The organism is Kiritimatiellia bacterium, from assembly GCA_025054615.1.
Taxonomy (GTDB): domain Bacteria; phylum Verrucomicrobiota; class Kiritimatiellia; order CAIVKH01; family CAIVKH01; genus JANWZO01.
Window position 1 is genome coordinate 35,765 of sequence record JANWZO010000017.1, and the last position, 10,611, is coordinate 46,375.

Consider the following 10,611-nt stretch of genomic DNA (forward strand, 5'->3'; position numbering starts at 1 on the left):
GCCATGCTGCGGTACATCGCAAGGCGCCTGCTGCAAATGATCCCGACGATGTTCGGCGTGATCCTCGTGACGTTCCTGCTGTTCAACTGGGTAGGGGGCAGTCCGGCCCGTATGAAGTTGGGGGATAAGGCCTCACCGGCCGCGCTTGAGGAATTCGACGAAATTCGCGGATTCAACAAGCCGCTCATCTGGGGGCGTTATGTCAAAACTCGTGCATTGCCGGATGTCGATTTTGACCTTGGGCCGGGCGGTTGGGCGGCAGGCGAGGGTGCGGTCTGGCACGGCGAAGTTCTTCGTGTCCCAGCGGGAGTGCCGTTGAAACCGCCGTTTGCGTTCGAGCCCCCGCGGGATCGGGCCCACGAGTGGCGGATCCGATGGCGGAACCCGGGAGAAAAACGCTGGCGCGTCGAGCGAGTGCCGGTGGCGAGAGGTGACGCGGCCGCTGACGCTCTCACAAGGTGGAGGAACGACCGTGAGCTCGAACTCGGATCGGTCGCCCTGCGGAGGGTTGTGGACGCGCCATGGGATTCGCAGTTGTTTTTCTTTCTCAAGCAGTTGGCTCGCCTCGATTTTGGCGTGTCCAGCAGCGCGAACCAGCCGGTCCGAGACCTCCTTCTGGATGGAATCGGCCCCACGATCTCCCTGGCCCTTCCAATTCTGATGTTGGAGACGGCATTGGCGATTTCGCTCGGTCTGTATAGCGCTGTCTATCGGGGCCGTCTTCCGGACCGGATTCTCGTCATCGGATCCGTGGCCCTGATGAGCGTCAACTATTTGGTGTGGATCGTTGCCGGACAATATGTGCTGGCATTTCGTCTCGGATGGTTTCCCGTGTGGGGATTTGAATCGTTTGCCTATTTGTTGTTGCCCATTTTGGTCGGCGTAGTAAGCGGGCTTGGGGCCGGTGTCCGTTTTTATCGGACAATTTTGCTGGAGGAATTGAACAAGGATTATGTGCGGACAGCTTATGCCAAGGGGTTGAGCCGCGCGCGTGTTCTCTTCGTGCACGTACTCCGCAACGCTGCGGCGCCGATCATCACGCAGGTGGTGCTCTCGCTGCCGTTTCTCTACACCGGCAGCTTGTTGCTCGAATCTTTTTTTGGGATTCCGGGGCTCGGTTATCTCAGCGTCAATGCGATCAATGAGAGCGATGTGGATGTGGTGCGCGCGGTGGTCGTGATCGGATCGGCGTTGTACCTCGTTGCCAATTTGATTGCCGATGTGTTGTGCGCGGCGGCGGACCCCCGCGTCAAACTCTCATGACGTGGCTTCGACACCTGTGGAAGGCCGGCTGGCCGGAGCGGTTCGCTCTCTGCATCGTTGCGGCGTTTGCGGCCATGGCGGTTTACGGCGAGGTTGTGTATCGCCTGCATCGGATTTGGGATCAAACGCCTCCGTATCAGCTTCAAGACCTGGATCGCCGCCACCAGCCCCCGTCGGTGGAGCACTGGATGGGAACCGACGGGCTCGGACGCGATGTCTTCCAGCGTTTGGTACAAGGCGCGCGAATCGCGTTTTATGTCGGGATCATCACCTCGTGCATTGCCATCCCGATTGGGGTGCTGCTTGGATTGCTGGCCGGATATTTTGGTGGCAGGGTGGATGACGCGATTGTCTGGTTGTATTCAACGTTTGCAGCGATCCCCGGCCTGTTGTTTATCCTGGCTGTCTCGTTGGTCGTAGGGAAGGGGTTGCTCGGTGTGTTTCTAGGAATCGGGTTAACCACCTGGGTGGGGATCTGCCGGCTCATTCGCGCGGAAACGATGTCGCACCGGGAACGGGCCTACGTGCAGGCTGCGCGCGTGCTGGGCTATTCCGCGCCGCGAATCTTGTTTCGGCACATTTTCCCCAACGTCTTTCATATCGTGCTGGTGACGTTTACACTCCGTTTTCCCGCTTCAGTAGGAACCGAGGTGTTTATGAGTTTCCTGGGTCTCGGCGTCCAGGGTGAGCCTTCGTGGGGCATCATGCTGAACGACGCCCGCGCACGGCTATGGCAGGGCGTGTGGTGGGAAATGACCTTCGTGACCGCCGCGATTTTTTTGCTGGTGCTGTCCTTCAATATCCTTGGCGACCGTCTCCGTGATCTGCTCGATCCGAGAACACGGCTCGCCGAATCATCGGGAGCAGCTTGATCGGGTGTAGGCGTCCGTCAGCGGTGCAGCCACCACCTGGCGCTCGCGGAGATAAAAAAGAGTCCTGAAAAAATCACTGTGACCATCAGGATGTGGCGGATCCAGGTCTTTTGATACAGGATGTTTCCGTATTCGTGGACGAAATAAATCGCAAGGGCCCCGGCCGCCATAATCAGCAGGCCGGTGATCCACAATCCCCTCGATGAGTGAGGCGCGCGCATACGGCGAATGAATATATCTTGAGCTTCAATTATTCCAATCGGACAATTTGGACTGCTTTTTGGGGAAGCCAACCCGACCGCGAACCATCCTGCACGCGAAGCCACTCGCCTTCGGTTGCGGTTACCCGCAAGGTAAATCCCTCGGGAACGTCAAAGTGAGGGGTCGCGTCGGGAAGCGGCGCGAAGAGGACCTGCTGGCCCGTCGCGGTAACAACTGCCCAGGGCTGCCGCTCATACCAGATCCAATATCCGACCCCGCATACGGCTACCAATGCCACCGCCAAAAGCAACCATCCGATGGAGCGAAGAAGGCGCGGAGCGCCGCGCATCAGCAGAGAGAGTATGAACAGGGCGGATCCCGCCCACCATGAAGCGGTGGCCGCGGATTCCCACTCGTCGCGCGAAAGGCGGGAAAACGCATACTCGAGCATCGAGGGGTCCGCGGGGGAGGGCAAGCCGCGGGATTCGCGAAGAAATCGCACATTGGCCTGCGCATCCGGATCGCGGGGCGCCAACAGGAGGGCGCGGAGATAAGCGGCCATCGCCTCTCCCACACGTCCCTGCCTGGCCAGGGCATTCCCGAGGTTGAAGTGCAGCGCCGGCTCGGAAGGAAACTCGCGGATAAGCTCGCCAAAGATGCGTCCAGCTTCGGAGTAGTTTCCGTTGTCATAGGCCTGTTTGGCTGCGTCAAAACGTGATTCCGGTGATTCATCGCCGGCCTGTGCCGGCGGGGCGACAACAGACAGCCACCAGAGCGCCGCCAAGAGCCACGCAAGGCCTTTCATCGCGCATACCTCCTGCTGGCGCGCAAGAGGTCGGGAGCGCGCTCGATCGCGCGGGCAAGGGCTTCGCGATCCGAGTCGCCGGCCGCCGCAGCCGGTCCGGCAAACTGCAGGCGCTCGCACAACGAGAACAGCGCCTCAAGCTCCTTGCACAAAGCATCGGGCATCCCGCCCGCGCGCAAGCGGCTGCACACGGAGATGGCCGAAATTTGGCCCGGTTCGATCCCCAGTAGCGGCCCGAAATAATCTGCCAAGGCCCGGGAAAGCGAGGCGGCGGCCGACCGCGGGTCATCCAACGATTTTCTCGCCCGGTCCAGACCTGCGCGGGCCCGTCGCGGCGCGCGTCTCCGCGCGGATGCAAGCGGATCGCGCTCCAACCTCTCTCGTCGGCGCGCGAAAAGCGCACCGGCCAGCAGACCAATCGCAGGAAGCACGTGGAGGAAAGGCGGGACGCCGGAATTGTTGGACCGTGGACGCCAGATTTTTGGGGCCGGTTTCAGATACACCAGATCCGTGCCACGAATCGTCTCCCAGTCGGTCTGATCAGAGCGAGGGCGCATCGCAAGGGCGGGAGTGGCCGGATCGCTCTCCACCGCGATCGGAATCGGCCCGCGCACAAGCGTCTCGTATCGTTCTGAGAGCGGGTTGAAGAAACTGAATGACAAAGCGGGTATTTCTGGAAGACCTGGCCGACGCGGAATTACCGCCTGCTCGAAAACGAGTACGCCCTCGTTGCGGTTCTGCTCCGTCAGTTGTGCATCGAAAGCGCGGAAGTCGTGATCGGCCTGGAGCGCCGGGGCTCGTATGCCATCCATATTGCCCGATCCCTGAATTCGATAGCGAATCGTGATGGGTTCACCCACCCGGACGCGGGTTGGCGAAACCGTCACGTCAAATGAATACTGTCCCACGGCCCCGGAAAAGTTCGAGGGACGACCTTCCGTCGGAAGCTCGTGGATCTGCAGCCGGAGGGGCCTTGTGGGTAATGTATGGGCGCGAACATCCACCCGAGGAGAGAAGACGTCGAAGAAGCTGTCGCCAAAAAACGGATCCTGCAGACGCGGGCGTTCGCGTCGGACGAACACGTTAACCCGGACCTTGGGCTGTAATTCGATCACGCCGGGCGCCAGTGCAGTGACCCGCGCTCGAAAACGTCGGACGTCATAAACGCGCCCATCGACAACTGTCCGGTCCCCTGCAATTTCCTCAAAACCGCCGATCGATAGGCCGGGTGGATCAAAATTGAGCAGCGAAAGGTACCGGTCCAGGTTGATGCCCGGCAGCGTAAACACCGACAGCGTGAGATCAAAGACTTGTTGGACGTACACCTTTTCCCGATCCACCTCGAGTGTGGCGAACATCCATTCATCGAGGGAGGATGCGGGGTTCTGGCCTCCAGGAGACTCGGCAGGCAGAACCTTGATCCGCACCGGGGCGACCTGTTGGTTCCGCCCTTGGAAGCTGTATTCAAAGGGACCGATTTGATAATCCCCCGCTTTCTGAGGGATCAGATGGTAACGATACGCGATCGAGAGGGATTGTTGGCCGTTGACGATGGAAATGTTTTGCTCCGTGCCGGCCGGCTCCATGGACAGTCCGTCCAAGGATGGCAGTTGTGGCGGGGGGGCGCCTTGCGCGCCTCGGATGACAAACCGGCACATAGCCGATTCACCGACCCGCAGCACGCTTGGCGAGACCTCAAGTTCCACCTCAAATGCGCCCGCGCGCGCGGGAAGGCCTGCGATCGCGAAGGCGCATAAAAGGCTGCAAAAGATTCCGCGCATGGCCAGATCCTCACCAATCTTTTTCAACCGGAGGGAGCCTGCCCATTTGGCGACGTATCCGGTCCGCACCCATCCGCGCCCGCTCCGCAAGTTCCCGGTTGCTCAGCGCGTCGAGCAGTTGTTCGGCGTCTTCCTTAGACATCGACGCAAGGGTCTCGCTGGTTGAATCGGGCGGTGCGGATCGATCATGCTCTTCACCATTCGCAGACCCATGCGTCTTTGATTCTTCCTGTTCCTGAGACGAGGTCTCAGACTTGTTCTGGTCGCTCTGGTCGGGCTGAGGTGTCGAGGACGCCTGCGGCTGCGGCGGCTTTTCGAGCAATTGCTTCAACAGAATTAACTTCGGTTCGGATGGGTACTGCGCCAACCCTTCATTGACCCAGCGTCGAGCTGATTCAACATCGTCCCGGCTGTATCGCTCCGCTCCTCGGTTGAAAAAGTAATCGGCATCTGCGTCCGAGGGCTGCTGGGCAGGGGCGCCCAAGGCGAGCAGCAGGGCAGTGACGGCGATTCTTCTGGTCTGGCTGAACATCATGGAGCCACATTGCCGGTTTGGCCGGCGTTGAGGATCGCAACAATTTGACCGGTTCGCTCCATCATTTGCTCAAACGCCTTGGTTTTCTCATTCGGGAGAAGAAGTGCAAGACCCACCTCTTCTCTGGAATCCATCAAGATGCGATGCGCCTTTTCGAACTCAAATGCCTCCAGCAATCGGCTTACTTCGGCTAGAACCCTGTCCAATTGTTGAACCGAAGCCAGCAGGCGTTCGCGGCGCTCCAGGGCCACCTCAAGCTGCCGCCTGACGTGTTCCTGATCCGGTCGGATGACAAGGGAGCGTTCAAGATAGTGGATGGCTTCGGCCAGATAAGTCTCCAGCTTGGCGCCATCACGCCGTTCCACCGCAGCATCGAATTGCCGGAGGCGGGTGGTTCCTGCGTTATACAGCGCGCGGGCTTGCCGATCCAGGTCCGTGGTGTTGCGGGCCCGAAGAAAGGCTTCAACGGCCGCATCGAGCAATCCCTTCCGGTAGAGAGCCACGCCCTGGTTGAACCAGGGCACGGAGGGGTCCAGATCGGATCCTCGCGCCTGCGCAGCGGCCTGCTCGAATTGGGCGGCCGCCTCCGCAAAATCCCCCCGCTCGAACGCCTGTATCCCCTGTTGCAGAATCGCGCGAGGATCCGCGAGGGCGGGCGCCGACATCACGATGAGGAGATGAAGCGAAATCGGGACCGACCTCATCCCTCATCCCTCCCGCCGCGCTCTCGAAGCGCGCTTTCCGCAGCAAGCAAAAGGAGGCCGAACGCAATGAACCAGCCGGCCTGTTCCTCATAGGTTTTGGAGAGTCGACTCTCCGACTCCGCTCGCACCAAATTCGAAAGGTGATCCGAAATGAGTTTATCCAGTCCGAGGTCGCCTGGGGCAGCCCGTATGTAGGTGCCGCCGGTTTCACGGGCCAGCATCTGGAGGGGCTCCTCGCGCAACGCGCTAAGGATGATGTTGCCGGCAGCATCTTTTTGAAAGCCTGGCGCGCCATCAGGAGCCGGCAGGGGCTCCCCCTCGGGGGTTCCCACGCCGATAGCGAAAATTCGAATCTTGCGCTCTTTGAGCGCCGGCAACCATCGGTCCAGATTGCCCTCGTGGTCTTCACCGTCAGTGACCAGCAGGATGACCCGATCGGCGATCGATTCCTTGTCGAAGGTCTCTACGGCGACGCGAAGCGCGGCGGCGATCGCCGTGCCGCCGCGCGGCACCGAACCGATGTTTGCGTCCTCCACGCTCATGAGAAAAGCGGCATAATCGGTGGTCAGCGGGCACAGCAGAAAAGCGGCGCCCGCAAACGGAACGAGCCCGATTCGATCACCCTGCAGGCGTTGCGCCAGCTCTCGAAGACCCCACTTGGCCTGTTGGAGCCTCGACGGCTTGAAGTCCGCGGCGAGCATGCTCCGGGAGGTATCGAGCAACACCAGGATGTCCAGACCCCGCGTGCGAACCTGCTCCCATCGAAGTCCCCATTGGGGCCTGGCCAGCGCGACGATAAGGGAGGTCACAGCGAGTAGCCACAGACACAATCGAACGATGCGCCGGCCAATTCGCGCGCCGGGGGCGAGCCGCGCGAACGCAGCCGGCGGAAGGAACCTGCCGAGTTGGGCTCGGCGCCGTCTCGCCAGCAGCAAAAGCAGCGAAGCAGTCAGCGCTAACGCCCACAACCACTGAAGTTGCGATGGGTCACCGAAACGCATGGCGATTATGGAAACCGCTCGAGACGCCACAGACCGAGCGCCTGTTCCGCGATCAGCAACAGGATCGCTGCGGCCAGAAAAGGCTGGAAGCGTTCGTCCCACCTCACGAAGTGTTCGACCTCAATTTCTGTTTTCTCCATGCGGTCGATTTCCTCGAACGTGCGGTTGAGCGCCTCCATATCAGTGGCTCGAAAGAAAGAGGCCCCAGTAATCTCAGCGACGCGTTGTAGCGTCGCCACATCAACATCCGACCGTTCCCAAACGTAGCGGACGTTGCCGAAGGGGTCCTGAATGGGGATTCGAGACATGCCCTCGGCCCCGGCCCCGATGGTGTACACCTTGATGCCCAGCGCCTTCGCGGCGAGCGCCGCGTTTAGCGGCGCGATGGTCCCCGTGTTGTTTACGCCGTCGGTAAGAGCGATGATGATGCGGCTCTTCGCAGGGCTTTCGCGCAAACGATTAAGCCCTGTCGCGATGCCGTCGCCGATTGCCGTTGCGTTTCCGAGTTCGCCCTCTCGCAGCCGCTCCAATTGGGCCAGAAGCCATCCATGATCCAGGGTCAACGGCGCAATCGTGTACGGGAGCGCTCCAAAGGCGACGAGGCCGATGCGGTCATTTTTTCTTGATCGGATGAATCGTTCGGCCACGCGCTTGGCAGCCTCCAGACGGTTGAATTCACGCCCGTTCTCCTCATAGTCGAGAGCCGCCATGGAAGGTGAGACGTCGATGACGAGCACGATGTCGATCCCCTCGGTCAGTACACGTTCCTGACCAAGCATTCGTTGAGGGCGCGCGAGCGCGAGGACGATCAGCGTGAGTGCCACACCAAAAAGTATCGGCAAGATTGGACGCAAGTGGACGCCCAGCCCGCCGCCGATGCCCGTCAGTCGGCCGACAGCGGGGTGGCGGATGGCCGCACGCAGGGACCGCAGTCCGTAGCGCAGGTAGAGCACGACTGGCAGAAGCAAAAGCAACGCAAAGAAAATGGGGTAGCGGAAGATCATGGCTGAGTGGGCGCCACCTGAGGGTGATCGCTTCGAGGCATCGTTTCGGTCACCAGCCGTTCGGCGGATAGGAGGGCCGATTCGATCTCCTGGGCGCCGGGCCGATGTCGCGCGAATTTGACCAGGTCGCTCTGTTCAAGAAAGTCAGCGATCAACTGCCGGTGCTCGAGGGCGAGAGCGGTCGAATCCGCTGCCGCCCGAATGAATTCTTCGGTCGTTTGCTCGGGCGCATGAAGCCCAAAAGCTTCCTCCACATACCGGCGAACGATGGCGGACAAATCAACGTAGAAGTCTTCGACGGCTTCGCCCTCTGGAATGCCTTTTGCGCGCAGCGAGCGAATGGCGGCAAGGGCAATTTCATGGGGTGGAATCCTCCGCGCCGGGGGCGGTGGTTTACGGGGCCGGCGCAGCGCGATGGCTATCAGCGCTGTTGCCAGGGCAATTCCGGCAACCAACGCGATCCCGATGGCCAGCCGTTTCCATCTCGGGTCAGACCATCTCTCAAGTCCCTCGATGTCGGCGGGCTCGTGTTGAGTTTCCGAAAGAGTTGGGCGAACAACCAGATTCAAGAAGGGCACTGGACGCTCAACACGCTTTCCGCCAGCTTCAGTCACTGCGACGATGCCTGTCCAGACCACATGGGATCCGGTCCGCAGGGGCAAAATTTCCCATTCGTAAGCCGATCCGACTTCCGACTTCACGGACCGGGATGATCGAACCACTAATGCGGGTAGGTTGCCAGGGGTGGACCAGGATACGTTGGTTCCGAGGATCGCTGCCCGGAGGAATACCGGGCGTCCGATCACCGTCTCCTTCTCGCTCAGTTGGACGACCAGTGGTTGATCTTCAGTGGGAGAGGGCAGGTCGTGGCGCTGGCAACCGCCGAGCGTTAGCGCGGGAATAACCGCCAAAGGAATCATCCATGGGCGTCTCATGGGGCTAGACGGCTTTCGCGCATTTTGAAAAAGCGGATAAGTTCGCCCACGTAGGGCTGCCCTGCCTGCAAATCAATGAGATCCACGCCAGAAGACCGCAGCATCTTTTCAATGTTTGACCGCTGGGTCTGTCGTCGCCGCGAAAGAGCTGCCCGAACGTGGCGATCGCTCGTGTCGATGAGTTGGCGACGGCCGGATTCGGGGTCGACCCATTCCATCACGCCGGCGCTCAGCCAATCGTATTCGGCACGGTCTTCGATGCGGATGGCAATGACATCGTGCCGACGAGCGGCGGCGGCAAGCGGTCGTGAAAACTCGTCGTCATCAAAATCGCTGAGGATAAACGCAACGCAACGCCGTGGGATGACTCGGTTGAGATAATGCAGCGCGGAGGCGATGGAGGTGCCCTTCCGTTGGGGTGAGAAATAAAGGGCATCCCGGATTATTCGGAGAACGTGCCGGGGCCCCTTCGCGGGCGGAAGGTAGTGCTCCACCTGGTCGGTGAACAAGATGAGGCCGATTCGGTCATTGTTCTTGATCGCGGCGAAGGCGAGGACTCCTGCGAGCTCTGCTGCCAGGTCCTTTTTGAATTGGGCGCCGCTGCCGAATTGAACCGATCCGCTGATGTCGACGAGCAGGATTACCGTCAGTTCGCGCTCCTCTATGAATTTTTTGATGAACGGGTGTCCGAGGCGCGCCGTGACATTCCAGTCAATCGCGCGAACATCGTCGCCCGGGACATATTCGCGGACCTCGTGAAATTCCATACCGCGGCCCTTGAAAACGCTGTGGTACTGGCCTGCGAATACGTCGGACACGAGACGTGACGTCCGGATCTCCAACTGGCGAATTTTTCGGATGACGTCCGGCGGAATCATCGGCGCGAGGCAATCCCCGCCCTCGTTATGGCACGGGCAGCGAGGACAGAATGCGGTGAATAATGTCGTCGGACGTCAATTGCTCAGCCTCGGCTTCATAGGACACGATAATCCGGTGCCGCAACACATCCGGCGCGAGCGATTTGACGTCTTGCGGAATAACATATCCACGACCATGGAGAAACGCATGGGACCGGGCCGCGATGGTGAGATTCAGCGTGGCCCGCGGCGAGGCGCCGTAACGGATATACGGCTTGAGGTCAAGTTTGAAGGAGGCGGGGTCCCGTGTGGCGAAGATGATGCTCAGGATGTAATCCTTGATTTTCTCGTCCACATAAATGTCATCTACGACGGATCGGGCGCGGAGCAATGTCGGCGGATCTACAACAGGTCGGACGCTTACCTGCGCGTCCGTCCGGGCCATGAGGTCAAGGATTCGGCGCTCTTCTTCGCGAGTGGGATAGGTGACCACCAGCTTCATCATGAACCGGTCCACCTGCGCTTCCGGGAGTGGATATGTCCCCTCCTGCTCAATCGGGTTTTGCGTGGCCATCACTAGAAAAGGTTTGGGGAGTTGAAACGTATCCTGACCGATTGTGACTTGTCGTTCCTGCATGGCCTCGAGCAGGGCA

General features: G+C 60.3%; 12 protein-coding genes. 2 read left to right on the plus strand and 10 right to left on the minus strand.

The window, feature by feature from the left end:
• The first annotated feature begins 3 nt into the window (after positions 1-3).
• Positions 4-1,263: an ABC transporter permease gene (locus tag NZ740_08490; protein ID MCS6772046.1), complete on the plus strand. Its 1,260-nt coding sequence runs from the start codon at positions 4-6 to the stop codon at positions 1,261-1,263.
• Positions 1,260-2,135 (plus strand): ABC transporter permease, encoded by an 876-nt coding sequence (locus NZ740_08495; protein MCS6772047.1) that lies wholly within the window; start codon positions 1,260-1,262, stop codon positions 2,133-2,135. The genes NZ740_08490 and NZ740_08495 overlap by 4 nt, the downstream gene beginning before the upstream one ends.
• Before the next feature lie 17 nt (positions 2,136-2,152).
• Here NZ740_08495 and NZ740_08500 read toward each other — a convergent pair whose 3' ends face one another.
• The 10 genes from NZ740_08500 to NZ740_08545 form a co-directional block, all read right to left on the minus strand.
• Positions 2,153-2,356 (minus strand): hypothetical protein, encoded by a 204-nt coding sequence (locus NZ740_08500; protein MCS6772048.1) that lies wholly within the window; start codon positions 2,354-2,356, stop codon positions 2,153-2,155.
• A 29-nt stretch (positions 2,357-2,385) separates the two neighbouring features.
• Positions 2,386-3,141: a tetratricopeptide repeat protein gene (locus tag NZ740_08505; GenBank protein MCS6772049.1), complete on the minus strand. Its 756-nt coding sequence runs from the start codon at positions 3,139-3,141 to the stop codon at positions 2,386-2,388.
• Positions 3,138-4,922 carry a BatD family protein gene (locus tag NZ740_08510; protein ID MCS6772050.1) on the minus strand — a complete coding sequence of 595 codons (1,785 nt, stop codon included), beginning with the start codon at positions 4,920-4,922 and terminating at the stop codon, positions 3,138-3,140. Before NZ740_08510 ends, NZ740_08505 begins: the two co-directional genes overlap by 4 nt.
• Positions 4,923-4,932: 10 nt before the next feature.
• Complete coding sequence (locus tag NZ740_08515; GenBank protein ID MCS6772051.1) at positions 4,933-5,457, minus strand: hypothetical protein; 525 nt, start codon at positions 5,455-5,457, stop codon at positions 4,933-4,935.
• Positions 5,454-6,161 (minus strand): hypothetical protein, encoded by a 708-nt coding sequence (locus NZ740_08520; GenBank protein ID MCS6772052.1) that lies wholly within the window; start codon positions 6,159-6,161, stop codon positions 5,454-5,456. Before NZ740_08520 ends, NZ740_08515 begins: the two co-directional genes overlap by 4 nt.
• Complete coding sequence (locus NZ740_08525; protein MCS6772053.1) at positions 6,158-7,162, minus strand: VWA domain-containing protein; 1,005 nt, start codon at positions 7,160-7,162, stop codon at positions 6,158-6,160. The genes NZ740_08520 and NZ740_08525 overlap by 4 nt, the downstream gene beginning before the upstream one ends.
• Before the next feature lie 5 nt (positions 7,163-7,167).
• The gene (locus NZ740_08530; protein MCS6772054.1) at positions 7,168-8,166 is read right to left on the minus strand and encodes a VWA domain-containing protein; all 999 of its coding nucleotides are present in this window, start codon (positions 8,164-8,166) and stop codon (positions 7,168-7,170) included.
• On the minus strand, positions 8,163-9,086 hold the full coding sequence (locus tag NZ740_08535) for a hypothetical protein (protein ID MCS6772055.1): 924 nt from the start codon (positions 9,084-9,086) through the stop codon (positions 8,163-8,165). The genes NZ740_08530 and NZ740_08535 overlap by 4 nt, the downstream gene beginning before the upstream one ends.
• Before the next feature lie 11 nt (positions 9,087-9,097).
• Positions 9,098-9,979, minus strand: coding sequence for a DUF58 domain-containing protein (locus NZ740_08540; GenBank protein ID MCS6772056.1), 882 nt, complete (start codon positions 9,977-9,979; stop codon positions 9,098-9,100).
• A gap of 25 nt (positions 9,980-10,004) precedes the next feature.
• Positions 10,005-10,611 (minus strand): MoxR family ATPase (locus NZ740_08545; GenBank protein MCS6772057.1); only part of this gene is annotated, 607 nt, incomplete at its 5' end.

Excerpts from the sequence above, each read along its gene's own strand:
- NZ740_08490 (MCS6772046.1), top strand. The coding sequence starts at position 4 with ATGCTGCGGTACATCGCAAGGCGCCTGCTGCAAATGATCCCGACGATG.
- NZ740_08495 (MCS6772047.1), top strand. The coding sequence starts at position 1,260 with ATGACGTGGCTTCGACACCTGTGGAAGGCCGGCTGGCCGGAGCGGTTC.
- NZ740_08500 (MCS6772048.1), bottom strand. The coding sequence starts at position 2,356 with ATGCGCGCGCCTCACTCATCGAGGGGATTGTGGATCACCGGCCTGCTG.
- NZ740_08505 (MCS6772049.1), bottom strand. The coding sequence starts at position 3,141 with ATGAAAGGCCTTGCGTGGCTCTTGGCGGCGCTCTGGTGGCTGTCTGTT.
- NZ740_08510 (MCS6772050.1), bottom strand. The coding sequence starts at position 4,922 with ATGCGCGGAATCTTTTGCAGCCTTTTATGCGCCTTCGCGATCGCAGGC.
- NZ740_08515 (MCS6772051.1), bottom strand. The coding sequence starts at position 5,457 with ATGATGTTCAGCCAGACCAGAAGAATCGCCGTCACTGCCCTGCTGCTC.
- NZ740_08520 (MCS6772052.1), bottom strand. The coding sequence starts at position 6,161 with ATGAGGTCGGTCCCGATTTCGCTTCATCTCCTCATCGTGATGTCGGCG.
- NZ740_08525 (MCS6772053.1), bottom strand. The coding sequence starts at position 7,162 with ATGCGTTTCGGTGACCCATCGCAACTTCAGTGGTTGTGGGCGTTAGCG.
- NZ740_08530 (MCS6772054.1), bottom strand. The coding sequence starts at position 8,166 with ATGATCTTCCGCTACCCCATTTTCTTTGCGTTGCTTTTGCTTCTGCCA.
- NZ740_08535 (MCS6772055.1), bottom strand. The coding sequence starts at position 9,086 with ATGATTCCTTTGGCGGTTATTCCCGCGCTAACGCTCGGCGGTTGCCAG.
- NZ740_08540 (MCS6772056.1), bottom strand. The coding sequence starts at position 9,979 with ATGATTCCGCCGGACGTCATCCGAAAAATTCGCCAGTTGGAGATCCGG.